General features: G+C 33.7%; 14 protein-coding genes and 1 CRISPR repeat array. Of the genes, 3 read left to right on the top strand and 11 right to left on the bottom strand.

The features are described 5' to 3' along the window. Nucleotides 1-29: 29 nt before the first annotated feature. From VDP25_RS11795 to VDP25_RS11780, 4 genes are all read right to left on the bottom strand, one after another. Complete coding sequence (locus VDP25_RS11795; RefSeq protein ID WP_334469981.1) at nucleotides 30-1,424, bottom strand: dihydrolipoamide acetyltransferase family protein; 1,395 nt, start codon at nucleotides 1,422-1,424, stop codon at nucleotides 30-32. A 90-nt stretch (nucleotides 1,425-1,514) separates the two neighbouring features. Continuing rightward, on the bottom strand, nucleotides 1,515-2,615 hold the full coding sequence (locus VDP25_RS11790; protein WP_334469979.1) for a glycosyltransferase family 2 protein: 1,101 nt from the start codon (nucleotides 2,613-2,615) through the stop codon (nucleotides 1,515-1,517). Nucleotides 2,616-2,622: 7 nt separating this feature from the next. Beyond that, entirely contained in the window at nucleotides 2,623-3,240 is a 618-nt protein-coding gene (gene recR / locus VDP25_RS11785; RefSeq protein WP_215924147.1) for a recombination mediator RecR, read from the bottom strand. A gap of 83 nt (nucleotides 3,241-3,323) precedes the next feature. Then, nucleotides 3,324-5,858 (bottom strand): T9SS type A sorting domain-containing protein, encoded by a 2,535-nt coding sequence (locus VDP25_RS11780; protein ID WP_334469976.1) that lies wholly within the window; start codon nucleotides 5,856-5,858, stop codon nucleotides 3,324-3,326. Between the two features lie 75 nt (nucleotides 5,859-5,933). On the opposite strand from VDP25_RS11780, the gene VDP25_RS11775 reads away from it, so the two are divergent. Then, nucleotides 5,934-7,379, top strand: a complete 1,446-nt coding sequence (locus VDP25_RS11775) for a sodium:solute symporter (protein ID WP_334469974.1) — start codon at nucleotides 5,934-5,936, stop codon at nucleotides 7,377-7,379. Here VDP25_RS11775 and VDP25_RS11770 read toward each other — a convergent pair. After that, on the bottom strand, nucleotides 7,376-7,738 hold the full coding sequence (locus VDP25_RS11770; protein ID WP_334469972.1) for a CoA-binding protein: 363 nt from the start codon (nucleotides 7,736-7,738) through the stop codon (nucleotides 7,376-7,378). The genes VDP25_RS11775 and VDP25_RS11770 overlap by 4 nt on opposite strands. Nucleotides 7,739-7,841: 103 nt before the next feature. Here VDP25_RS11770 and VDP25_RS11765 point away from each other — a divergent pair, with 103 nt between their 5' ends. Beyond that, on the top strand, nucleotides 7,842-10,286 hold the full coding sequence (locus VDP25_RS11765) for an outer membrane beta-barrel family protein (protein ID WP_334469970.1): 2,445 nt from the start codon (nucleotides 7,842-7,844) through the stop codon (nucleotides 10,284-10,286). Nucleotides 10,287-10,592: 306 nt separating this feature from the next. Further along, a CRISPR array of direct repeats spans nucleotides 10,593-14,205; the repeat unit is 46 nt; unit sequence GTTGTGAATTGCTTTCAGTTCTATATCTTTATAGATGATTCACAGG. A 109-nt stretch (nucleotides 14,206-14,314) separates the two neighbouring features. On the opposite strand, the gene cas2 is transcribed toward VDP25_RS11765, so the two are convergent. From cas2 to VDP25_RS11735, 6 genes are all read right to left on the bottom strand, one after another. Then, nucleotides 14,315-14,659 carry a CRISPR-associated endonuclease Cas2 gene (gene cas2, locus VDP25_RS11760; RefSeq protein ID WP_334469968.1) on the bottom strand — a complete coding sequence of 115 codons (345 nt, stop codon included), beginning with the start codon at nucleotides 14,657-14,659 and terminating at the stop codon, nucleotides 14,315-14,317. A gap of 30 nt (nucleotides 14,660-14,689) precedes the next feature. Beyond that, nucleotides 14,690-15,592, bottom strand: coding sequence for a type II CRISPR-associated endonuclease Cas1 (gene cas1 / locus VDP25_RS11755; protein WP_334469966.1), 903 nt, complete (start codon nucleotides 15,590-15,592; stop codon nucleotides 14,690-14,692). 9 nt (nucleotides 15,593-15,601) lie between these two features. Further along, the gene (gene cas9, locus VDP25_RS11750; protein WP_334469964.1) at nucleotides 15,602-19,795 is read right to left on the bottom strand and encodes a type II CRISPR RNA-guided endonuclease Cas9; all 4,194 of its coding nucleotides are present in this window, start codon (nucleotides 19,793-19,795) and stop codon (nucleotides 15,602-15,604) included. A 188-nt stretch (nucleotides 19,796-19,983) separates the two neighbouring features. Then, nucleotides 19,984-20,580 carry a hypothetical protein gene (locus VDP25_RS11745; protein ID WP_334469962.1) on the bottom strand — a complete coding sequence of 199 codons (597 nt, stop codon included), beginning with the start codon at nucleotides 20,578-20,580 and terminating at the stop codon, nucleotides 19,984-19,986. Nucleotides 20,581-21,065: 485 nt separating this feature from the next. Continuing rightward, complete coding sequence (locus tag VDP25_RS11740; protein ID WP_334469960.1) at nucleotides 21,066-22,364, bottom strand: metal-dependent hydrolase family protein; 1,299 nt, start codon at nucleotides 22,362-22,364, stop codon at nucleotides 21,066-21,068. Nucleotides 22,365-22,511: 147 nt separating this feature from the next. Further along, the gene (locus VDP25_RS11735) at nucleotides 22,512-23,522 is read right to left on the bottom strand and encodes a 3-oxoacyl-ACP synthase III family protein (protein WP_334469958.1); all 1,011 of its coding nucleotides are present in this window, start codon (nucleotides 23,520-23,522) and stop codon (nucleotides 22,512-22,514) included. Nucleotides 23,523-23,726: 204 nt separating this feature from the next. Here VDP25_RS11735 and htpG point away from each other — a divergent pair, with 204 nt between their 5' ends. After that, nucleotides 23,727-25,637: a molecular chaperone HtpG gene (gene htpG, locus VDP25_RS11730; protein ID WP_334469956.1), complete on the top strand. Its 1,911-nt coding sequence runs from the start codon at nucleotides 23,727-23,729 to the stop codon at nucleotides 25,635-25,637. Nucleotides 25,638-25,726: the final 89 nt, after the last annotated feature.

Genomic DNA, 25,726 nt, shown 5'->3' with positions numbered 1-25,726 from the left:
TTTATTATCAATTGGTTTTTTAGAATTCATTATATCTCTCTATCACTATCCCAACCTTCCAAATAATCTTTTACGGCTTTTACAAATTGTCCACCTAGCGCTCCATTAACAACTCTGTGATCGTAAGAGTGCGACAAGTACATTTTATAACGAATACCAATATAATCTCCTTCTGGTCCTTCAATTACAGCTGGTGCCTTTCTAATAGCACCTAAGGCTAAAATACCTACTTGAGGTTGATTGATAATAGGTGTTCCCATAATACTACCAAAAGTACCAACATTGGTTACGGTGTAAGTTCCGCCCTGTATATCATCTGGATCTAATTTTCCTAAACGCGCTCTGTTAGCTAGATCATTTACACGTTTTACCATACCAAATAAATTTAACTGATCTGCATTTTTAATTACAGGTACAATTAAATTACCATCAGGTAAAGCCGCTGCCATACCAACGTTAATAGCTTTCTTTTTAATGATTTTATCTCCTTGTACAGAAATATTCATCATAGGGAAATCTTTTAGAGCTTTAGTTATAGCTTCCATAAAGATTGGAGTAAAGGTCAGATTTTCACCTTCACGTTTCATAAAACCGTCTTTAACCTTTTTTCTCCAGTTCCATATATTAGTGACATCAGCTTCTATAAACGATTGCACGTGTGCAGACGTCTGTACTGAATCTATCATATATTTTGAAATGAGTTTCCCCATTCTACTCATTTCAATAATCTCATCTCCTCCTGATACTGCAATTGGCTTTTCTTTAGGTTTTTCAACCTGTTTCTCTGCCTTAGGTTGCTCTGGTGCTTTAGTTGGTGCTGCAGGTGTTTCTACTTTTGGTGCAGCAACTGGTTCTGCCTTAGGAGCTTCAACTGTTTGTGCAGCAGGCGCAGGACTTGGTGCAGAACTACGAGATTCTAAATACGCTTTAATATCGTTTTTAGTCACACGATTATCTTTTCCTGTTCCTGGAATGGTATCTAATTCGGCTTGAGAAATACCTTCTTGTTTTGCTATATTTTTAACTAATGGAGAATAAAAACGATCTTCTGTAGAAACTACCGGCTCTACAGATGTTTTTGCTGCCACCACTGTTTGTGCAACTTCTGCTACTTTTGGTGCTACTGCTTCAACCACTGGTTCTGGTGCTGCAGCAGGAGCTTTTACTTCTACTGTTCCGCCACCTTCAGTTTCAATAACTGCAATGGTTTGACCTACCTGTACAACATCATCAACTTCAAATAGTTTTTCAACTAAAACTCCGTCTACTTCACTTGGAACTTCACTATCTACTTTATCTGTAGCAATCTCTAAAACAGCTTCGTCTGCTTCAATAGTGTCTCCAACATCTTTAAGCCATGAGGTTATAGTTGCTTCTGCAACACTCTCTCCCATTTTTGGTAACTTAAGTTCAAACTTTGCCATATCTTTAATTTGTGGGTCTTTATTTTGTAATCGACTGCAAAATTAATAAAAAAACATGTGATTTACTGACTTTTATTCAATTATTACAACCTAAAAATGTAGCACTTCACCTCTATTTGTAGCACTATCACTTCCGAGTATAAATTTACTGTTTTTTGGTAGAAATCTAAAAACAATATTCTCTTGCGTCGATTTTTGTTTCATGTCATTAATTACATCACTAGCTTTCAATACATTAAAATCATACACAAGCATACTGTCTTTTTCAATTTTGTCTTGTATTGAATCTGTAATCTCGGTTGGTTGGGGTAATTGTTTTTCTAAAGATTGACTAATAACCTTAGTATAAATAAAACTTCTTTCAGATTTTGTTTCTACTATTTCTGGAGCTTTACTCATTACATAAGCCAGTTTAATGCCTAACCAAACGATAGTATTAAATACCGCATTCTGTTTAAAATGCTTTTTGTAAAAAATTTGCATTGCACCATAAAAGCGTTTAGCATATTTACGATCTCTTAAGGTACTCTCTCCTTTAAAATGGACGACTGTTGTATCACCAAAATAAAAATTATCATAACCTGCTTTTATGACTTTATAAGATAAGTCTATATCTTCTCCGTACATAAAGTAAGCTTCATCAAAACCATGAACATATTCGTAAACATCTTTTTTAAGCCACATGAATGCACCTACTAAAATATCAACTTTGCCTGTGTTTTCAACCTCTACGTCATTTGCATAATAACTATTAGTATTACCTAACACTTTTTGTAAAGACACTTTTGGAGTGGGCACATTACGCTTACTTTCTGGAAGAAACTTACCCTTTCCATCAATTAATTGACAGCCTACGATACCAAGATTATCTTTGGAATCTGCAAATTGAATAAGTTTTGTAAATGTATCTTCTGCAACTACGGTGTCTGGATTAAGAATACATAAATACTCACCTTTTGCATGAGTTACACCAATGTTATTTCCTTTTGAAAACCCTGAATTCTCTTTGTTTTCAATTAAATTCACAGTTGGAAAAAGCCGCTTAATCATATCACAACTATTATCAGGCGAATTATTATCTACAACTATAATCTCTGCATCGATATCTGCAATTGCAGCTACGACACTCTTTAGACATAATTCTAAAAAGTAGCGGACATTGTAGTTTAATATGATAACAGATAACTTCACTATTTTGCTATGATTTTAAAGAAGCTTCAAAAGGTACACGGTCTATAATGCTTCGACCTAATGTAATTTCGTCTGTATATTCTAATTCGTTACCTGCTGCAACACCTCTTGCAATGGTTGATGTTGCGACATTATAACCTTGTATTTGCTTAAAGATATAAAAGTTAGTCGTATCTCCTTCCATCGTTGGACTCATAGCAAAAACCAATTCTTTTACTTTACCTGATTTTACTTTTTCTACCAAGGTCGAAATATTTAAATCTTGAGGTCCAATACCATCCATTGGAGATATTTTCCCTCCTAAAACATGATATAAGCCTTTAAAAGAACTCGTGTTTTCTACAGCCATAACATCTCTAACATCTTCTACTACACAAATAAATTCACTATTTCTATTTGGGTTTTCACAGATTTCACACAAAACCTTGTCACTAATATTATGGCAAGATTTACAGAAATTGATTTCCCTGCGCACCTTAGACAAAGCATCTGCCAACTGAAAGGTTTGATTTTCTGGCTGTCGTAATAAATGTAAAACTAAACGCAGTGCTGTACGCTTACCAATTCCTGGTAATTGCGACATTTCATTAACAGCGTTTTCTAAGAGTTTTGATGAAAATTCCATGAGTGCGAAGGTACTGATTTTTAGACATAAAAAAATCCAATTATAATGCATATATAATTGGACTTTTTAGTTTGTTATTGGTTTTATTTTATAATTAACTTTTTGATGAGTTCTCCATTTGAACTGTTCAGTTTTACAAAATAAACTCCAGTTTCGTAGGCTAAGGTATCTATTTTATATGCATTAGATAAGTTAACATTTTTAGCATAAAACATCAGTTTACCCATCGCATTATAAATTCTAACTACAACTGCTTCGTTTGTATTCCATTTTAAATTGACTTCGTTAGTGGTTGGATTTGGATATAACGACAAATTATTTAGTTCAAAATCATTAACACTTAACGATTCATCATAAAGACTCGATCTCCATAAACCTCTACCATAGGTTGCAGCATATAATTTATTGTCTGCCGCATTAATTTCAAGTTCATTAATTCTAACATTTGGCAAACCATTGTTAAAAGGAGTCCAAGTATTTCCTAAATCATTATCGGTATAATAAATTCCATAATTCATACCAACATACAAGCCATCTTTACCATTGTCTTGCCAAGCTAAAGCTTGTGAAGAAAAACTTGGTAAATCCCAACGAATAGATGAAAAAGAGGCTCCATTATCTGTACTAACATATACTTTTTGATTGTTGGTTGTAGCTATCGCAATTTTATTTGGATCTGTAGGATGAACAGCGATATCATTTATACGTCCACCACCAATACTAAGCGATGATTGCGTCCAATTAACTCCTCCGTTAACAGTATACCAAAATGCACCATTAATAGCTAAATACATTTTATTGTTATCTGTTGGTGCTACTTTAAAGTGGTCTATATCTGCCGAAAAATTTTGGGATATAGAAGTCCATACATTACCTCCATCTATTGATTTATAAACTTCATCAAAAGCACAGTAAATCACATCTTGTGTAATAGGATCTTGCTCAAAAGGCACTACCCAATTCCAATCACTATCACCACCTTTATCATCTGGTTGTGTAAGATATGAGATACTTAAGCCAGCATCAAAGCTCTTAATAAAACCACCAAACTGTGATGTTCCGTAAATTAACTGTGAATTGTTTTTATCTACAAACCCTTCCATACCATCTGCACCAAACCAATCTGTCCAATTTCCGTCTGCCCCCAATAATGACGAACCGTTATCCTGAGAACCACCTGTTACAATTACCGGATTAGTTTGACTCACTCCAATCTTATAAAACTGTCTTATCCCCATTCCTGCTGTTAGGTCTGTATAATAATTACTGTTAACTACTGTTGGATTTTCTGCTCTATAAATACCACCATCTGTTCCTACTAAAAGCTTTGTGTTTTCGCCTGTACCCACAAACTCCATAATATCAACATCGGCATGACAATATCCAACATCCTCTAAGTTAGCATCATAAGGAGTCCATTGCGACGTCACATTAAAAGTAACACCTCCGTTTGTTGATCTCCAAGTATTTATACCAGCAATATGTACATCGTTAATATTATTGGGATTTACAGCAATGTCCATATCTCTTGGCGCTTGTCCTAAATCGTCATCGGCTAAAGATGAATAGCCAAAATAATTTTTATTCGTATGGTTTAATTTTGAAAACGTTATACCTCCGTTTGTTGATTTATACAAACCGTTATACAAACCACTCTGAGCCTCAACAACATATATTACAATAGGATTATCTGGAGAAACTCCTATCATTTTAGGGCCATTTGAAAACTGATTGGACCCCACTCCTGCTACTTCAGAAAAAGTTAATCCATTATCTGTAGATTTATAGAAGGCATTTCCAGAGGCGTAAATAACGCTTGGATCTCCAGGTTTAAATTCAAAATCGTAACCATTTGTTGCACTAAAATGAATAATACTCCAAGACAAACCTCCATCTGTTGATTTATACAAGCCTCCGCCTTCAGCACTACAATACATTTTTGAGGTATCTGTTGGATGGATTAAAATCTTATTTACATTTCCACCTCCAGGTAAACTACTTAATAACGACCATGTCGCTCCATTGTCTAAAGATTTGAATATGGCTCCACTGTAAGATCCCCAAAAGTAAGTTGAACTATTTAGCGGATCAATAGCAAGTGCATACACATCCATATTGGCTAAATTATCTGTAAGAACTGTCCAAGTTACACCTCCATCTAAAGTTTTCCATACTCCACCAGTCTGACTTCCAGAAATGATATGGTCTAGGTTTCCGTTTTCTACCGCAATAGACGTTATTCTACCTACACCAGGATTATAACCTGAAGTGGCATTCCAATAGGTTGGTCCCATTTCTTCCCAAGTCCCCACTACAGTTCTTGCTGCTAAGCCTTCATTATTCATTCTTGCATTGAAGTCTTGTAATTCATTATAATAAAACTCAGGCGATTTTAATTTTCCTGTTTCATCCATAGCACGCTCAGCAAAGTACTGCCAACGTCTAAAAGGTTTATAACCTCGGCCACGCTCTCTTCCTACAGTATCAAAGTGACGCTCTGCCACTTCTACTATAGCCTCTACTGTATTTGTTCCTTCGGCAACAAGCTGTTTGTAATCTTGAGCAAAAAGCCCCAATCCAAACATAATAAACACAAATAAGCAGATAATATTTTTCATAAATAATTTATTTTTAAAGCCGTTTTTTTTTCAAATGTACTACTTTTCGAAAATATTACTAAAATATTACACTTCATGTCACCAACATCAATATTATTATTAATTGCAGGTTACTTCGGATTGCTAATTTTAATCTCTTATTTCACCGGAAAAGAAGATTCTAACGCTGCCTTTTTTAAAGCCAAAAAATCTGCTCCATGGTATTTGGTAGCCTTCGGAATGATTGGTGCGTCTTTATCTGGTGTTACTTTTATTTCGGTACCGGGTGCTATAGAAGCAAAACAGTTTGGATATTTACAAGTGGTCTTAGGGTATTTTTTTGGATACCTTATTATTGCTTATGTTTTATTACCTCTTTATTATAAATTAAATCTCACCTCTATATACACCTATTTAAAAGATCGTTTTGGAATGGTTAGTTACAAAACAGGATCTGTAGCATTTCTTATTTCTAGAACTGTTGGTGCCTCTTTTAGACTATTCTTAGTTGCTAAAGTTTTACAGCTTTTAGTCTTTGATCTTTTTGACATTCCATTTGCTATTACAGTAATGATTACCATAGCATTGATTTGGCTTTACACCTTTAAAGGTGGCATAAAAACCATCATTTTCACAGATACACTTCAAACGTTATTTATGTTGATTTCTGTTGTTGTAACAATAGTATTCTTAGCTTCGGCTTTAGATTTAAATAGTATTGGAGAGCTTATTACTTATACTAAAGAAAGTAACCTTAGTAAAGTTTTCTTTTTTGACGATGGCAATGATTCACAGTATTTCTGGAAAAGCTTTTTGTCTGGTATTTTTATTACGATTACCATGACAGGTTTAGACCAAGATATGATGCAAAAAAACCTTACCTGTCGTAATTTAAAAGATGCTCAAAAAAATATGGTAACGTTTAGTATTGTGCTCATTTTTGTAAACATCTTATTTTTGGTATTGGGATTAATGCTTACAAATTATGCCGCTATAAATGGCATTACTGCTTCAAAGGACGATTTATTTCCTACAATCGCAATGCTTCCTGAAATTGGCATAGTAACCTCAGCTTTCTTTTTACTAGGCTTAATTGCTGCCGCCTACTCTAGTGCAGATTCGGCCTTAACATCCTTAACAACCTCTTTTTGTTTTGATATTTTAGATATTGAAAACAAACCTGAAACTGAAAGAAAAAATTTAAGAAAACGCGTTCACATAGGATTTAGTGTTGTTCTTATTTTGGTAATCTTACTATTTGATCTCATTTTTAAAGACGTCTCTGTAATTTGGGAACTGTTTAAAGCTGCAGGTTATACTTACGGACCGTTGTTAGGTTTATTTGCTTTTGGCTTAATAAGCAAATCACAAATTAAAGATAAGTTTGTTTGGATTATAGCAATTGCAGCTCCACTTCTTTCTTATATGTTAAACATGTATTCTAAAGAATTATTCAACGGTTATGAAATTGGATTTGAAATATTAATCATCAATGGCCTCCTTATGTTTTTAGGCCTATTACTTATTAAAAAGAAAGCTTAGTACTGATTAGTACTCAACAGCACCAATGTACAAGCCACTTCATAAGCAATATTATTTTGCTTAAGTAAATTATAAAATTCAGAATTTTCTGTTCCAGGATTAAAAATCACACGCTTAGGATTTAACCCTATAATATAATCATAATAAGTAGTTTGACGCGTTGGATTAAGATACAATGTTACTGTATCTATGCCTTTATATGGCATTAATTCGGTATCAATAGAAACATCATCAACCATTCCAGACCTTAAACCAAAAGCTTTTACCTCATGATTATAATGCCTCAATTTTTTTATCGCCATATGAGAATAGCGCTCAGGTTTTAAAGACGCTCCAATAACTAGTGTTTTTTTATTCATAATGTTAAAAAGTGTTAATAAAAATTAATTAAAGTAACATAATATAAAAATAGTCGTCTAGTGAGTAACAAACTATCAAATCAATCAAAAAAAATCAATCAAAATGAAGCATTTATTCCTAATGCTTATCATGGTGTCATCGACCATTTTAAGTGCACAACCCAACTCCAATTCTGACATTAAAAACGGCACTGTCTCAGGACGTGTTATTGATGCCCAACTAAATCAACCTCTACCTTATGTTAATATTGTCATTAAAGATATAGCAAATAAAGTAATTACAGGAGGCATAACTAATGACGATGGAACCTTTGAAATTGAAAATATTCCAGAAGGCAATATCATTGTTTCTATTCAGTTTGTAGGTTTTAAAACTATTGACAAAAACATCACTTTAGGTAAAGGCAACTACAAAGTAAACATTGGCGATATTAAGCTAGAAGAAGAATCTACAGGTTTAGATGAAGTTACTATTGTTGCAGATGTCTCTACTATACAACAAAAAGTAGATCGTAAAGTTATTACCATTGGTAAAGATTTACAAACTGCGGGAGCAACGGCAAGTGAAATCATGAATAATTTACCATCCGTTAGTGTAGATCAACAATCTGGTTCAATAAGTTTACGTGGCAATCAGAACGTACGTGTTATGGTAGATGGCAAACTGTCCAATATTCCGGCAGAACAATTATTAAAACAAATTCCTTCCACCTCAATTAAGAGCATTGAATTAATCACCAACCCGTCAGCAAAATATAATCCAGAAGGCATGAGTGGTATTATAAATATCATACTTCATAAAAACACCCAATTAGGGTTTAATGGTAATATTAATGTTGGTTTGGCTTATGATATAGAACCTAAATTTAATGGCTCTATTGATGCTAATTACCGTAACGGAAAATTTAACTTGTTTGGCTCTTACAGCAATAGTGTTTCAAAAAATAACAACTATGGGCATATTAATAGAGTTGAACAAGAAATTCAACAAAATTTTAATATTTTAAACAATAACAAATCAAATCTATTTAAAGTAGGTATAGACTACTATTTAAATGACAAAAACACCATCTCTGTATTTACAAATCAAAATATATTTGAGGGTTGGTCTAAGGTCAATTCTGGAATAGCATATCTTACGAACAGTTCTCTTAATGAATCGCAATTTACAGGAGGCGAAAATGAAAACGATTCACAACAATACAACTTTAATTACAAGCACGATTTTAATGATGAAGGTCATAATATTGAGCTTGAAGTAGATCATAATATATATGAAGGCTTAGGCGATACCAACAATGTCTTTTTCAGTTCACAACGTCCAAATTTTATTGAAAATACAGATACAGATAGAAACCGTACCACTATAAATTTAGATTATGTTAATCCCTTATCAGAATCTGTAAAATTAGAATTAGGTCTACAAGCCCGTTTATTTGACAACAGCATTTTTTACCAATCAGACGCTAGAGAAACCAACCAGGTTGGCGATTACATCCCAACAACCACTCGTTTTGATTACACTAGAGATATTTACTCTGCATACGCAACCTTTGGTAAAAAACTAGAGAAATGGAGCTACCAAGTTGGATTAAGAGCCGAAACGGTAAATGTAGATTCTGAAGCGTTTAAAAAAGATTTATCATCAAACGAAGAATTAAATATTCCTTTTGAAAATGATTATTTTGAATTGTATCCTTCGGCATTTGTGACCTACTCACCTTCAGAAAAAAACTCGTACCAATTTAGTTATAGCAGAAGAATTGATCGTCCTGGCATTGGGCAAGTTAATCCTTTGCCTGAATGGAACACGCCTTTAATTTCCCAATTTGGAAATCAAGAGTTACGTCCTCAATTCACCAATTCTATTGAAACAAATTATACCAGACAACTTGAAAAAGGAAGCATTACAGCTGGTGTATTTTACAGAATTATAGAAGACGAAATACAACAAGCTATTTTAATAGACCGAACAGACCTTAACCGCTTAATTATGACCAATTTGAATTTTGACAATACCTCTGCTTATGGTATAGAATTATCTTCAAATTACCGTCCAACCAAATGGTGGAGTATTAATGCTAGTTTTGATTTGTTCTCGCAAACCCAAAAAAGTGTAGCAGAATCGTTTGATACTAATCAAGACATTATTTTAAACACTGTTGAAGTAGATAACATTTCTTATAATGTTAGAGCATTCAACAACTTTAAAGTTAGTAAAAGTTTAAGCTTTTCGGCTTTTGGTATGTACAGAGGAAAAAACAAAAGCATACAATTTGAAATGAAAGACATGCTTATGGTTAACTTAGGTATGCGATACAGCTTTATGGAAAACAGAGCGAGCTTTAGCCTGAGTTATAATGACATTTTTGACACTATGTTTGCTCAGTTTGATAGCCAAAGACCATTTGTACAACACGGTCAGTTTAATTGGGAGAGTCAACAAATATCAGGACGTTTATCATACCGTTTTGGTGGTGGAAAATACAGAGCCAAATCTCGTAAACAACGTGATAATGACGTTAAAGAAGGTGGCGGTATGTTTTAAAACATATATTTAATAGTTAGCATAATTAGTTGATGGTTAGTGAACATGTTTAACTATTAAATCAAGAAAACCCGAAACTTGCGTTTCGGGTTTTTGTTAAATACGCGTTAAATGTATGATTCGATGAAATAAATTTCAAACTATTACGTCTATATTAGTATAAGTTTTTAGTAATAGTAATTATAAACTATCGTTTATAATAGTGTTAGTTAAAGTTGGTTAATAGCGGAAAAGCCCAAACAAATTGTTGTTTGGGCTTTTTTTTTTATCGAAAACTCAATAAAATTTGAGACACTTAAATAACGTTTGAAAAATTGCTTTCAGTTCTATATCTTTATAGATGATTCACAGGATTTCCTATTACAAGCCAAACAAATAAGTCGTTGTGAATTGCTTTCAGTTCTATATCTTTATAGATGATTCACAGGATTTGCCGACATAGTTTCAAGCAAGTACTCGTTGTGAATTGCTTTCAGTTCTATATCTTTATAGATGATTCACAGGTTACTTGATTAATTCTAGTTATACGAATAAGTTGTGAATTGCTTTCAGTTCTATATCTTTATAGATGATTCACAGGGCATCCATAGTATAAAGTTTTAATTTAATGGTTGTGAATTGCTTTCAGTTCTATATCTTTATAGATGATTCACAGGAATGTTCGGCGCAACTGTATTTTGTTTATGGTTGTGAATTGCTTTCAGTTCTATATCTTTATAGATGATTCACAGGACAACTAACACCGTTAACCGCAGTAGCGTAGTTGTGAATTGCTTTCAGTTCTATATCTTTATAGATGATTCACAGGTTGGTAGCAAAGGTATGGCGTGCGCTGTGGGTTGTGAATTGCTTTCAGTTCTATATCTTTATAGATGATTCACAGGTAAGTGAAACATTTCCTTTTGTAAAAACTGTTGTGAATTGCTTTCAGTTCTATATCTTTATAGATGATTCACAGGATTTTTTTCTATTTTCCTAGATGGTTCTTGGTTGTGAATTGCTTTCAGTTCTATATCTTTATAGATGATTCACAGGAAATAGTACTGGAGAAATTACCAGTTTCAGTTGTGAATTGCTTTCAGTTCTATATCTTTATAGATGATTCACAGGAGCGGTGTGATAGATGCTACTAGTCAGTGGGTTGTGAATTGCTTTCAGTTCTATATCTTTATAGATGATTCACAGGTCAATTAATTCTAATGCATTACGCTTTTGGGTTGTGAATTGCTTTCAGTTCTATATCTTTATAGATGATTCACAGGCTCAACTCATTAACTACACTCTCATCTTCAGTTGTGAATTGCTTTCAGTTCTATATCTTTATAGATGATTCACAGGTCAGAAGTCATTGTTAAGCAACCAGACATCGTTGTGAATTGCTTTCAGTTCTATATCTTTATAGATGATTCACAGGAATTCAGGTAATTACATTAATGTAAGAGTAGTTGTGAATTGCTTTCAGTTCTATATCTTTATAGATGATTCACAGGCTAACTGAAACCTTTAACCGCAGTAGTGTAGTTGTGAATTGCTTTCAGTTCTATATCTTTATAGATGATTCACAGGCTTTAGTAGTTACAACAAACAAACTATCTGGTTGTGAATTGCTTTCAGTTCTATATCTTTATAGATGATTCACAGGTAAAGACAAATTTATAAAACTTAGTGATAGGTTGTGAATTGCTTTCAGTTCTATATCTTTATAGATGATTCACAGGAATTTTTCCAATCATATAGCACAAATATTAGTTGTGAATTGCTTTCAGTTCTATATCTTTATAGATGATTCACAGGAAGACATCTTAAATAGTGAACTACCTAATCGTTGTGAATTGCTTTCAGTTCTATATCTTTATAGATGATTCACAGGCAGAACAAAAAACACATGAAATACTAAACAGTTGTGAATTGCTTTCAGTTCTATATCTTTATAGATGATTCACAGGAAATTAATACAGAACCTTCTCTTTCTTCTGGTTGTGAATTGCTTTCAGTTCTATATCTTTATAGATGATTCACAGGCACCGCTTGAACACGTTAAAGGCGAACCGCGTTGTGAATTGCTTTCAGTTCTATATCTTTATAGATGATTCACAGGCCCTCTTAATTGAGGGCTTTAAATAAAATAGTTGTGAATTGCTTTCAGTTCTATATCTTTATAGATGATTCACAGGATATTGAATATAAAATTCAAAAAGAATATAGTTGTGAATTGCTTTCAGTTCTATATCTTTATAGATGATTCACAGGAAAACTAAAATTGAAGATACTCGCGAAAGTGTTGTGAATTGCTTTCAGTTCTATATCTTTATAGATGATTCACAGGTAATCCAGCTTTTTCGGTTTCACCACCTATGTTGTGAATTGCTTTCAGTTCTATATCTTTATAGATGATTCACAGGTATAATGTTTTTTCACCTACTTTGATTCGTGTTGTGAATTGCTTTCAGTTCTATATCTTTATAGATGATTCACAGGCTCATCTATCAAATCATTTTTAAGATCATGTTGTGAATTGCTTTCAGTTCTATATCTTTATAGATGATTCACAGGAAAATGAGCCTTTTACATTTCATTACGATAGTTGTGAATTGCTTTCAGTTCTATATCTTTATAGATGATTCACAGGTGAGTCACTAAAATACTGACCTCTAATACCGTTGTGAATTGCTTTCAGTTCTATATCTTTATAGATGATTCACAGGGTCCGTGTCCCCAAATGTTTTCTAATTGAGGTTGTGAATTGCTTTCAGTTCTATATCTTTATAGATGATTCACAGGTTTAACACATACAACATGAGTTTTATAGAGGTTGTGAATTGCTTTCAGTTCTATATCTTTATAGATGATTCACAGGCGGCGAGCAAGACGACAATAAGCACGAGAGGTTGTGAATTGCTTTCAGTTCTATATCTTTATAGATGATTCACAGGGCCTTCCGTAATGTCTTGTGCTTATTTTCAGTTGTGAATTGCTTTCAGTTCTATATCTTTATAGATGATTCACAGGGCAAAACTGCAACGAACTAAGATTAAAAGTGTTGTGAATTGCTTTCAGTTCTATATCTTTATAGATGATTCACAGGTAGTGTTAAAGTCTTAACGAATTGGTTAACGTTGTGAATTGCTTTCAGTTCTATATCTTTATAGATGATTCACAGGAGCACATGTTGGTGCTGCCAATGTGCATGCGTTGTGAATTGCTTTCAGTTCTATATCTTTATAGATGATTCACAGGAATTGAATGTTGATACCTAAGTCGTGTAAAGTTGTGAATTGCTTTCAGTTCTATATCTTTATAGATGATTCACAGGCGTTTGCATCTTTGCATTCTTTAAAATCTAGTTGTGAATTGCTTTCAGTTCTATATCTTTATAGATGATTCACAGGGTAACTTCAATGCTATTAAAATGTACTTTGTTGTGAATTGCTTTCAGTTCTATATCTTTATAGATGATTCACAGGGATAAGTTAATGGAAGAGTATATACTATCTGTTGTGAATTGCTTTCAGTTCTATATCTTTATAGATGATTCACAGGTAAAATCAAACAAACCAGTTAAAGGATTGTGTTGTGAATTGCTTTCAGTTCTATATCTTTATAGATGATTCACAGGAGATAAAAAATAAATTAATTATTGGTGGTGGTTGTGAATTGCTTTCAGTTCTATATCTTTATAGATGATTCACAGGTAATTCAGGATGTGCACCTTTTAAATACTTGTTGTGAATTGCTTTCAGTTCTATATCTTTATAGATGATTCACAGGAAAAAACTAACTTATGAATGTTAGAAGTTCGTTGTGAATTGCTTTCAGTTCTATATCTTTATAGATGATTCACAGGAGAGGTCAAATAGTTTGCAAAAAATGCAGGTTGTGAATTGCTTTCAGTTCTATATCTTTATAGATGATTCACAGGATACTTGCTATAACACGCTGGTATCCTGTTTTTTACACACACCATTAAAATCACACAAAATACTGGTCTTAAAGAAGAAAACAGAACCTAGAGCCTCATTTTTATAATCCTAAAAAAGCTCTAATTGCTGACTTGGAGACTCTGGTTCCACTGCCTTCTTACCGTGAAACAATTCCATCATTCCAAACTGCTTATCCGTAATCTGCATAATACAAACCTTGCCTTTTTTAGGTAAAGCGTTTTTAGTGCGCTTAATATGAACTGCTGCATTCTCTCTACTAGGACAAAAACGCATATAAATACTAAACTGAAACATAGCAAAGCCATCAGTAATTAATCGTTTTCTAAAGCCTGAAGCGACTTTCCGCTCCGTAGTCGTTTCGGTAGGCAAATCAAAAAACACCAAGACCCACATACTTCTATATTGATTTAACCGCGTAAGAGATAATGACATAAATAATATCCATTTTAGCCTACTCGTTTTTTAATAGCTTGCAAACTCCGGATACAGTAGTTTTCTACGGCCTCCTTCAAAGCATTCATACAAACTTGCAGTCGTACGGCTCATCGCATTCATCAAAGGACTCCGTTTACCATCTATTACCACATCCATAGCGGGGATAAGCAACAAATCCTTTTTAATACTTGTATTCAAGGCTTCAATATTACAGCCACTTTCTACAATATCATACACCACAGCATCAACATAGGGCCTATAAGGTTCCATCACATCATCTGCCAAACAATAAGCATTGTACTTATTGCGATGAAAGATTCCCACAGAGGGCAATAACCCACTACTCACCAAAGCTCGTGCTGTTATAGCACGCAAAATAGCATACCCATAATTAAGCAAATTATTAGGTGCCATAGCTTTCCGATTTCTACTAAATCCCGCTATAGCAAATAAATTTTGAAAGTAAAACGCCGCTGCCAAAGCTTCCTGATTTCCCAAATCACCACTACTTACCGAACGCGCATAACGCTTTAATCGAAGCGCATTTTTACCCCTAGCTAAAAAATGATTCGCTTGATTATCTATTTTAGCCACCACCGTTTGCTGCCACAACTGTTTCTTTAAGGGCACACTAGCATTTAATTGATACCGCATCCGCTCCGTTTGCTCACTATGTCCTGCCAAAGGCTGTAAAAAACCAGTGGGCAAATGCTGCTTATCACAGGTAATAACAGCCGTTTTATGTTGTACCAATTGCATCAGTAAACCATTGGTGATCGTAATCTGTGGGTGCTCTAAAACCACATAACCCAAATCTTCAATAGGAACAGTTACATCCTGTTTTTCTGAATCAGGAAAAGAAACCACCAACTGCTCGTTTCGAGTACTTAAATAAGCGGGATTACTAAAAAACAGAGTGCGCTTAATCATAAATAAAACTTAATATTCTCCTACTTGAACAATTTGGCCTAGATGGTTAGTTCTCACTTTGATTATTCCATTTAATTTATCTGGTGTTTGTATAAAATGATATTTTTTTTCCGATAACATCTTAAGCTTTTTTAAATCATCTCCCGTTGTAGCCTGAGTTTCTAAATGATGAGTGAACATATAATTTTTTGTTGCAATTTTCTGAACTCTAAACAAATGCTTACTGATTAAACTCATCTTCTTATCATCTGTAAAATCAATAGTATTGACATCAAAATCCGCATTAGGAAATACAAACATCTCATTCTGTTTCATTGTAAATTTAAAAGTCCATCCTTTTTCTGAATTATAAGTTTCATCTATAATTGGCAAGCCCTCATTCACTCTTGCAACAGCCTCATAAAACGAAACTACTTTCTCTTGAAGTTTGCCATCTTTATCTTCATAAATAGCAACATGATGGTTATTCCCTGTACTTACAAAATCAACAGGTATCGGCTGTCCATTAGCATCTAAAATTTCATTACCCAAATGGTCTTTTGCCGTATGAAGAGCTTCGGCATTACTGACTCCTTTTATAGTAACACGCTTTATAGAAATACCTTTTGCTTTATTTAGCCAAATGGGGTTATTTTCTAAATTAGAAAATGCTTCTTTAGCATTGTTTCCAAATGCATTTAATCGTTCTTTAAGAATACACTTTATTTGGTCATCAATTACTTTATCAATTTTTAGGTCTGGTGCTATTTCTTTTCTAATGGTATAAACCGTTTCAAAACATATAACGTCTTTTAAAGGAGAACCTTTATAAACCAAAGGATCGTTTTTCAATACTTTAGTATCAAAAGCCTGCGCTGCATTATTTCCATATTTACCCAGATGAGTAAGAACAACTTTTCTTTCACCCTTATTAACTATAAGATGCGCCTGCTCTAAAGTAAATCGTTTATTCAATTTTGTGGCTTTGGCTTGTGCTTGCTTTATTTTACCATAAACGGTTTCTTTATGCAACTGCCCCCTTGGTGTCAGTTGCACCTTTGAATTATACTTATCGTTCCGTTTGGTCTTATTAATGTTTTTAGTAACAACCTTATTTTTGTTTTTAAACGATACTAAAATAGATTCAATATGATCTTTAGCCACCACCCTAAAGTGAGGCATTGGAGGAACAAACTTCCGTTTACCATTACCATTCTTGTCTTTATATACTTTGGTTATTGTGTTCTTTAAGGCATAAAGACGACTCTTTTCCAAATCTCCTTCTCCTGATCTTAAACTATAATAGCTGTTTAAATTATTCAAATACTGAATATGATTGTGCGTAGTAAAAGCAACCGTTAGCGCATCCATAGCGTGGTGTCTATGGTCATTTCGTTTAGTCCAATCCTTAATAACTTCAACAATTTTACCATTTTTTCGCTCTTCCTTATCCGTTAAACCTAAAGCACGGTATTTAGGTAAATTGAGTTCTTTCATAACGTTTATTAAATCCCAGTCTTCACGCAACTTATCGGTAATACTTCCCGAAGTAGAAACAACGGTTCTAAAAACCTCATAAAGTAGTTGTTTAGCTTTTTTAGCGATATACTGACTATTACGTAAGTCGCGTTCTATAAAACCATCAGGTAATTTACTTTTAGGCATTAGTAATTTGTTGCGCTTAGCTTTAGAGATATGATTACCACTAAACAACCCTTCTACTCGTAGCTCAAAAGCCTCTAAATCTTGTTGATAATCTTGAGATATAAAATCGTAAGCGGTACGATCCGCCTTTTTTAAATTATCCTTTTTAAATGCTAAAGTTTTGTTAGAGTAAGAATCATCAAACAACATGGCTTTAGGAATGATATGCTCAATATCTATTTTTTTACTAAACAAATCTTCATGCTTAATCTGAGTATTTGTAAAGACATCTCTATACCCCATACTCTCCAACTCTTTCCATAAACGATACCTTACAACATCATTCTTTGTTGGGTTTGGTATACCAAAAGTTTTAGTAATAGTCTTTCTTATATCGTCATTCCTTCTTGTAGCATCTGCAATGCTTTTAGTCATATTGGCGCGCTCTTTTGCAGATTTTTTAAGTTCTCTTGCCAATTCAATACGCACTTCATCTGGTTTTCCATAAGTTTTAATGACCTGATTAACCACATTTACCATTTGGTTCAATATCTTTTCTACAACAGGATTGCGTAAACTGTTCTTTTTTAATAATTCTAAAGAAGGTTTTAAGAGTCTATTCGCCTGCTCTTCTGCCGTTAAGCTGTTAGAATGATTATAGCCTGCCAAATCACATGCTTTTGAAAACTCATCTCCTGCCTTTAAATAAGGTAAAATCTTTCTAATTGCTTTTGAGGATAAATTACCATAATCTGGCTGTAATGTTATATTGGCCAATAAACCTGTGTATTGCGGCTTAAAACCATATTTAAGATGCAATTTTTTCTTTAGTGCAACACTAGAATTACCATAAAGGAGTTTATCGTCTTCTGTTATTTTATCGTCGTCTTCTGCCGAATAAAGCAAATGCCACAATTGATAACTAGATTGTTTATCAAATTGGTCCTTATCGGCATCAAAATCAAGAATCGTAGCATCAATGCCAATTTCAGGAAAAACAGTTTTAAGTTCTGTTTTTATCTCCTTAGCTGATTTTTTTGCCCAATCAAAACCATAACCTTCATTTTCAGCTATAGCCTGATAAATATTATATAACTTTTCATTGGTCCTGTTTCCTTCTATCTTTTCGAAATTACATTTCCATTCAGATAGTTTTTTAACATCTAAAAGATACTTATTCAAAATTTTTAATAGGTCGTTGGGCTTTAAATCTCCGCGTAGGTTTAACTCTTCAAAAACCGCTGTTTTTATGTCCTCATCTAAGTTTTTAAATACTATAACCTTGTTTGTTTCCGTGTTTTGAAACACTAAGTTGTTTAAATTTTGCCATATTTTAAACTCTTGAAAAAGTGGTGAAGATTTTGGAATAACTCTTCTACCTACAGTTCTTGTTTTTGCTTTTCCGGTCTCTTTTTCAACATACTTTTGTTCCCAACTTTCAAACTGACAAAAACTAATCAATCCTTTTTGAGACTTTAATTTGCGTTGATAAAAAATAACAACATCGCGTATCTCTTCTTTTAATGCATCTGTCAAATTAGGATAAAACTGGCTTTGTGTTTCCCATATTTGCTCAAATTCGTCTAAATAATCCTGTCTGTAAAATACTTGGTTCTTTAGAGACGTATGAGGATTGTTTAAAATCTGTTTGTATAAATATTCTCCTACCGTTTCCTTATTAAAATAAAGGGCTTTACTCCTATCACTTATTGCCCCCAAATATCCACTAGACGTATTTAAATTGTTATTGATATCTTGAAGCACTATCGCCAAATGCTCCAAATCAAGTTTCTGTGTCAAGGCTTCTGTTCGCCATTGATAGCGTTCCATACGTTTTTCAGCAGCCGTTCCTTTTTGCTTGATACCTTCAATCGCAAAAGGGTTTTGACAAATAGCCCTCGTTTGGTTTTTGTTTTTTCCTTCTAAACTTTTAAACAAATCATCTGTTAAAATATTAGGATAAAAAGCTTTTTGGGCATTCCAAACGGCCTTAAATTCATTGGTTAAATCAGAACGATAAAAATCTGGAAGGTACTTTTTGTTGGCTTTTAACAATCCTAAAACATACTGTCCTGGCGTTAAATTAGTTTCATACAATGTTTTGGCAATCGCCATGCCATCAATAGATTGACCGTCTTCTTCACTAACAGACTTCCTACTACTCTTGTAACCACGCTTTTTATTAATAGCCAAAAGGACTTTCGCCAAATCACTCAAGCTTATTTGTTCTTTAGAGGCTTTTGCTCTTAACCCTAATGTTTCGTATGTTGTATGCTTACCTATTTCTGTTAAGGCAGAATTTTCATCTATAAATCCGTGATCTTGTAGTATTGAAATAAGGTGTTCTCGTCTTAATTTATAACGTTGCAAATTTCTACGAGCTCCGCGTTTCAAAGTTCTATCTGCATTTGTAGACAGCGGCCTTCCTTTTTCAAAATTGGTTTTTTCATCAACAGTTAAAGGGTTTACACGTACTCCAAGCTTAATAATTTCCGAAACTTCGTTTTCGTTTTCGGCTTCTTTTACCAACGCCCACCCAATACTATTAGTTCCTAAATCTAATCCTAATACGGTTTTCATTTCTAAATAATTTTATCACTAAACTTATAAAATTATTTTAATTATTCATTACGGAAAACCTCATTGCATATCAAAAATTATTTTTTTAAATTTACAGTCTGAAAGCAATTCACAATAAGGATTATTCCGTTGTGAAAACATTTAAGTTCACCTCTCGACTTTAACTGGGAGGTTTTTTTATGCCCTAACTAGACCTCCATAAACAACTCAACACCAAACCCTTTGCGCATGCCATACAAAGCCCCATCAATCTCCTGATAAAACTGTACTTGCCCTACCCCAAAAACCTCTCCTGTACCATAAGCTAACGCAGGCAACGCAATCCTATAATCCAATGCATCTGCAGACCTCCGCACTAATAACGGATCAGCAAATACTTGCTCAAAAGCCAAACTATCAAAATCAAAACGCACCAATCCTACAGACAAAACAATAACGTCGCAACCCTTCATAAAAACGCCAGAATCAATACCTTCTATAAAAAACATTCCTTCATTCCAATCTAATCCATATTGACAAGCTAACAACCTTGGCCGTTCAGGAGTTACCGTAAAATCATTAAACAATCGTACTCCTTCCAGCGTTTCTAGACCCAAAGCAACCTGCCTTTTACCTGGACCCGAAATCCTATCTAAATTTTTAATCCCCAAAAACAATGACATTAGCCTACTATGAAGAGTACCATCTTTATGTCCTTTCAAAAAAGGAGCTAAAGCCTGCTTAAAAACCTTATTAATTTTAGAACATCCTGCAAATTCAGTATTACTCTCCCGTACCCTTTCCATTGTAGGACTATGCTTAATGGCTGATCTTGTAAATCCTCCACCTGCCGCCCTTGCTATCGGAACACCCTTTCTATAGTAAAAATTAATACCCTTTAACGTGCCCTCTAAAGGCACTAAACCTTTTTGCTTCGCCATAACATATTAGTTTTCAATAATATAAATATATAAAATACGTAATATAAAAACCAAATATCACCCCTATTTACACCGACTTTATGCCAACTATATGCCGACTATATGCCGACTTTATACTGACTTTAATCCATAACACGCCTATATATAACACCTATCAAACTTCTTTCTAACCTACATATCTCATATCCCAACCCCATAATACCCTTTTGTAAATAACGCCTTAACCTCAACAATGACAATCCTATACTAGGAGAAATATAAAAAGGCAGCCTTGTTAAAGACTGCCTTTATTATATCAAGAATTAAATAAAATTTAATAGGATTAAACAGATAGCATACCTAAAAGTATATCAATTAAACTTAGTTGTATAGATTTTTCCATCTTTCATCACAAATACCACTTGTGTTATAGTAGTCATAAAATCAGTAGTTATATCACCTTTTACCGCAATTATATCTGCTTTAGCATCTGGTTTTAGTACTCCAAGCTCGTTTTCCTTGTGTAAGTTTAACGCAGATATATAAGTTGCCGACTGTAAAATATCCAAAGGTTTCATGCCAGCTTCAAAATAAGCACGAAACATATCTCTTGAAGATTCACCACGTGTACCACCAATATCTGTATAGTTATCAGAACCAGCTACAATGGTTACTTTTTTTTGGATGGCTCTATTGAGTCTGTTTTTCATCTTATTGATGTAATTACCTACCCAAGGTAAATCGCCGTCTTTATAACCAGACAGTTTACCATAAATCTTCATATAAGCTTTACTATTTTCTGTGGGTACTAAAAACACCTTTTTTTTAGCCATTAAGGTTAAAGTTGAATCTGCTAAATTAAATCCATGCTCAATACCATCTACTCCTGCTTGTATAGCATTCCATGCCGACTGATTCGTAATGGAATGTGCTACCACAGTAAGATCATACGCTTTTGCCGTTTCTACAATAGCTTTCATTTCAGCAATAGAGAGGTGTGTATTGTTCGGAATATTATCTGCACAAATCTTAATCACATCTACCTTTTGATTCACGTGTTCTCTAACCGCAATTTTAGCGTCTTCTACTCCATTTATAATTCTGTATTCTAAATCTATCAGATTTTGGTGTTTTGGAGATACGCCATAAACTTGACCTCCTGTAGCGGCCATAATTGGCCCAGAAGCAAAAATACGAGGTCCTTGAATAGTACCTTCATTAATGGCATCACGTAAAGCTACATCTAAAAACAGTCCTGAATTACCAAGATCTTTTACACTTGTTATTCCAACATCTAAATACGATTTTGCGCGTTTTGAACCTCTAAGTGTTCTTATGGCATCGCTTTCCATAGTGAGCGAATGAATGCTATGTTCGGAAAAATCTTCGGTGGCATCTTGAGAAAAAAGCACATGAGTATGCGCATCAATTAGTCCAGGAAGAACAGTATACTCTGAAAGGTCAATAACTTGAGCATTGCTTGGAATCATTTTTAATGTACCAATAGAGGCAATGCGGTTATTCTTAACATGAATAACTTTATCTTTTAAAAGCACATTTTGTTCACTATCATAAAAAAGACCTGCTTTAATATATGTATCCTTTTGCTGTCCGGTCGCATTTTTTGATAAGCACAAAATAAGTAGTAAAAAAATGGATAGTTTGTGCATGCCGCATATGTTTTAGGTGTTAAAAATAATCATACCGTCAGTCTTTTAAGCATATAAAAAATCAACCTCGTTGTTATATGATATACGTTCAAATCATTCGTAAAATTTAATTACAAATAATGTCCCCTTTTTTCAAAGGGATTTGTATTACCACTTCATAATCACACTTCCCCAAGTAAATCCACTACCAAAAGCAGCTAAAACAACGGTATCTCCTTCTTTTATTTTACCTTCTTCCCAAGCTTCAGTTAAAGCTATAGGAATAGAAGCGGCTGTTGTATTTCCGTATTTCTGAATGTTATTAAACACTTGATCGTCGTTTAGCTTAAACTTACGTTGAATAAATTGTGAAATACGCAAATTCGCTTGATGCGGAATTAACATATCAATATCATCAACCTGTAAGTTGTTTTTCATTAAACCTTCCATGATTACTTCACTAAAACGCACTACAGCATTTTTAAACACAAACTGACCGTTCATGTGTGGAAAATAACTTTCATCATTAGGATCGTTATCTGCTAAAATATCGTTTACCCAACGTTTCCCCATTCCTGGAGCTATTAATACTAATTCTTCAGCATGTTCACCTTGCGAATGTAAATGCGTAGATAAAACCCCTTTAGAGTTATCTTCTTCTCTAGTTAGGACAGCTGCTCCTGCTCCGTCTCCAAAAATAACAGTAACACCTCTCCCTCGTGTGGTTTTATCCATGCCATGAGAATGTAACTCACTTCCTATAACTAGAATGTTTTTATACATTCCTGTTTTAATAAAATTATCGGCTACAGACATGGCATATATAAAACCAGAACATTGGTTACGCACATCTAATGCACCAACCGTTTTTATATCTAAAGCATGCTGTACTTGTACACCTGGACCAGGAAAATACATATCAGGACTCAAGGTTGCGAAAATAATAAAGTCGATGTCATCTTTATCAATACCTGCACGTTCAATAGCAATTTTTGCGGCTTTCACTCCCATAGTTGCTGTAGTATCACCACTACCTTTTTCTACCCAACGACGCTCTTTTATTCCTGTGCGTTCTTGTATCCACTCATCATTTGTGTCCATCAATTTAGACAAATCATCATTGGTTACAACATTGTCTGGTACGTATTTACCTAAGCCTATTATTTTTGAATTGTACATCGAAAAATTATTTTCGTTTCCGAGCCATCGGAAAACTTATTATTTAGTTTAGCAATTTAAGATATAAGATACAATTTATTTTTATTAGCATTTACATTCGTTATGCACGCATAGTACTTGTGTCACTTTGTCACATTTTACGTCTTGGTATTTTATTTGACTATAACTAAACATTCAAATTAATTATACAAAAAACTATATATCATGACAAAAGGAAGTATTAATGTATCGGTAGAGAATATCTTTCCGTTAATTAAAAAGTTCTTATACAGCGATCACGAAATCTTTTTACGTGAACTTATTAGTAATGGTACAGATGCCACACTAAAATTAAAGCACCTTACAAGTATAGGTGAATCTAAATCTGACTATGGAAATCCTATCATTGAAGTTAAAATTGATAAAGAAGGTAAAAAACTTCACATTATTGACCAAGGTTTAGGAATGACAGCCGAAGAGGTTGAAAAATATATTAACCAAGTGGCATTTTCTGGTGCTGAAGAATTTTTAGATAAATACAAAGACTCTGCAAAAGATTCAGGTATTATTGGTCACTTTGGTCTTGGTTTTTATTCTGCATTTATGGTTGCAGAAAAAGTTGAAATTATTACAAAATCGCATACAGGTGCTGAAGCTGCACATTGGACCTGTGATGGCTCTCCAGAATTTACATTAGAACCTTCTGATAAAGCCGATAGAGGAACTGAAATCATCCTTCATATTGCAGAAGATTCTACTGAATTTTTAGAAGAATCAAGAATTAGTGAGCTACTTAATAAGTACAACAAGTTTATGCCTGTTCCAATTAAATTTGGAACTAAGGAAATAAACGACCCAGATTTTACTCCAAAAACAACGAAAGATAAAGATGGCAAAGAAACAACTGAGCCACACAAACAGATTACTGTAGATAACATTATTAACAATCCAAATCCTGCTTGGACTAAACAACCAACAGAATTAGAAAGTGATGATTATAAAAATTTCTACAGAGAATTGTATCCAATGCAATTTGAAGAGCCTTTATTCAATATTCATCTTAATGTAGACTATCCATTCAACTTAACAGGGATTTTATATTTCCCTAAGATGACGAATGATATGAACATGCAAAAGGATAAAATTCAACTGTACCAAAACCAAGTATACGTAACGGATAACGTTGAAGGCATTGTACCTGAATTCTTAACCATGTTACGTGGTGTTATTGATTCTCCAGATATTCCATTAAACGTATCGCGTTCGTATTTACAAGCTGATGGTGCGGTGAAGAAAATTTCATCTTACATTACACGTAAAGTAGCTGATAAGTTAAAATCATTATTTAACGCGAATCGTGAAGATTTTGAAGCAAAATGGGATGATATTAAAATCGTTATTGAATACGGAATGCTTTCTGAAGAGAAGTTCTTCGAAAAAGCAGATGCTTTTGCTTTATACCCTACGGTTGATGGAAAATTCTATACCTATGAGGAGCTTTTCAATAAAATAAAAGCCAATCAAACCGATAAAGATGGTAAGCTAGTTATTCTTTATGCTTCTAATAAAGACCAGCAACATAGCTATATTGAAGCTGCAAAAGCTAAAGGTTATGAAGTATTATTATTAGACTCTCCTATTGTATCGCATTTAATTCAGAAGTTAGAAACGACTAAAGAGAATATTTCTTTTGCAAGAGTTGACGGTGATCATATTGATAACTTAATTAAGAAAGAAGAAAATACCATTTCTAAATTAACAGAAGAGCAACAAACCGAATTAGATACTATCTTAAAAGACGTAATTCCTTCTGAAAAATTTGCCGTACAATTAGAAGCTATGGACAGTGATGCATCACCTTTTATTATTACACAACCAGAATTTATGCGTCGTATGAAAGAAATGCAACAGACTGGTGGTGGCGGAATGCACATGTTTGGTAATATGCCAGAAATGTACAACCTCATCGTAAATACAAACTCTGCATTGGTTGGTGAAATTTTAGAAACAAAAACCAAAAAGAAACAAGAACGTTTAATAAACCAAAGTTTAGATTTAGCACGTTTATCTCAAGGTCTTTTAAAAGGTGAAGAGTTAACTAACTTTATCAAACGTAGTTATGAGATGATTAAATAATCATACATCTGCTAAAACAGAAATCTCATTAATATTCAAAACCACTTTGTTAATTCAAAGTGGTTTTTTTTTCTCATAGAAAAAAGCAG

This window comes from Winogradskyella sp. ECml5-4 (assembly GCF_036903175.1).
Lineage (GTDB): Bacteria > Bacteroidota > Bacteroidia > Flavobacteriales > Flavobacteriaceae > Winogradskyella > Winogradskyella damuponensis.
Note: the sequence above shows the minus strand (reverse complement) of the source record. Positions and strands in the feature narration are given on the sequence as shown.

Excerpts from the sequence above, each read along its gene's own strand:
- VDP25_RS11740 (WP_334469960.1), bottom strand. The coding sequence starts at position 22,364 with ATGCACAAACTATCCATTTTTTTACTACTTATTTTGTGCTTATCAAAA.
- cas9 (WP_334469964.1), bottom strand. The coding sequence starts at position 19,795 with ATGAAAACCGTATTAGGATTAGATTTAGGAACTAATAGTATTGGGTGG.
- htpG (WP_334469956.1), top strand. The coding sequence starts at position 23,727 with ATGACAAAAGGAAGTATTAATGTATCGGTAGAGAATATCTTTCCGTTA.
- cas1 (WP_334469966.1), bottom strand. The coding sequence starts at position 15,592 with ATGATTAAGCGCACTCTGTTTTTTAGTAATCCCGCTTATTTAAGTACT.
- VDP25_RS11795 (WP_334469981.1), bottom strand. The coding sequence starts at position 1,424 with ATGGCAAAGTTTGAACTTAAGTTACCAAAAATGGGAGAGAGTGTTGCA.
- VDP25_RS11745 (WP_334469962.1), bottom strand. The coding sequence starts at position 20,580 with ATGGAAAGGGTACGGGAGAGTAATACTGAATTTGCAGGATGTTCTAAA.
- VDP25_RS11765 (WP_334469970.1), top strand. The coding sequence starts at position 7,842 with ATGAAGCATTTATTCCTAATGCTTATCATGGTGTCATCGACCATTTTA.
- cas2 (WP_334469968.1), bottom strand. The coding sequence starts at position 14,659 with ATGTCATTATCTCTTACGCGGTTAAATCAATATAGAAGTATGTGGGTC.
- VDP25_RS11770 (WP_334469972.1), bottom strand. The coding sequence starts at position 7,738 with ATGAATAAAAAAACACTAGTTATTGGAGCGTCTTTAAAACCTGAGCGC.
- VDP25_RS11775 (WP_334469974.1), top strand. The coding sequence starts at position 5,934 with ATGTCACCAACATCAATATTATTATTAATTGCAGGTTACTTCGGATTG.
- VDP25_RS11735 (WP_334469958.1), bottom strand. The coding sequence starts at position 23,522 with ATGTACAATTCAAAAATAATAGGCTTAGGTAAATACGTACCAGACAAT.
- VDP25_RS11780 (WP_334469976.1), bottom strand. The coding sequence starts at position 5,858 with ATGAAAAATATTATCTGCTTATTTGTGTTTATTATGTTTGGATTGGGG.
- recR (WP_215924147.1), bottom strand. The coding sequence starts at position 3,240 with ATGGAATTTTCATCAAAACTCTTAGAAAACGCTGTTAATGAAATGTCG.